This window comes from Allobosea sp. P1_A7 (assembly GCF_056406775.1).
The window spans coordinates 1-432 of the sequence record NZ_JBFTZN010000667.1 but is presented as its reverse complement, the minus strand read 5'-3'; the positions used below and the strand labels follow the sequence as shown (position 1 = coordinate 432).

The 432-nt window shown below is 70.5% G+C and carries 1 pseudogene; it reads right to left on the bottom strand.

Annotated features, from left to right (window positions below):
• Window positions 1-60: 60 nt before the first annotated feature.
• Window positions 61-432: pseudogene (locus AC1D34_RS38310) on the bottom strand (MFS transporter); the annotation flags it as partial.

The window sequence follows — 432 nt, the reverse complement described above, 5'->3', positions numbered from 1 at the left end:
CCCCCCCCCCCCCCCCCCACCGCTCCCTGCCCTATTGGTCGGCGGGTTCGGCAGGCCCCGTCAAGCCCGGCGCCCGGCGAAGAAGCGCTGGACGACGACGAGGATGATGAGGGCAGCGAGCGCCTCGACGAGTGCGACCGCAATCAGGCCGGGCGCGATCTGGCCCGTGGCGTCCTTCAGCAGGCCAAGGCCATAGGGCGYGAGGAAGCCGCCGAGATTGCCGAAGGAGTTGATGATCGCGATGCCGGCCGCAGCCGCGGTACCGGCAAAGAGCCGGTTCGGCAGCTGCCAGAACACCGGAATCGCGCCATAGGCACCKGCCAAGGCGAGTGAGAACAGCAGGACGACCATCTGCGGCGAGCCGTGCAGGGCGAAGGCGACGCCTGCGAGGCGGAGCGCGCCGACGATCAGCGAGCCGACGCATTGCAGGAG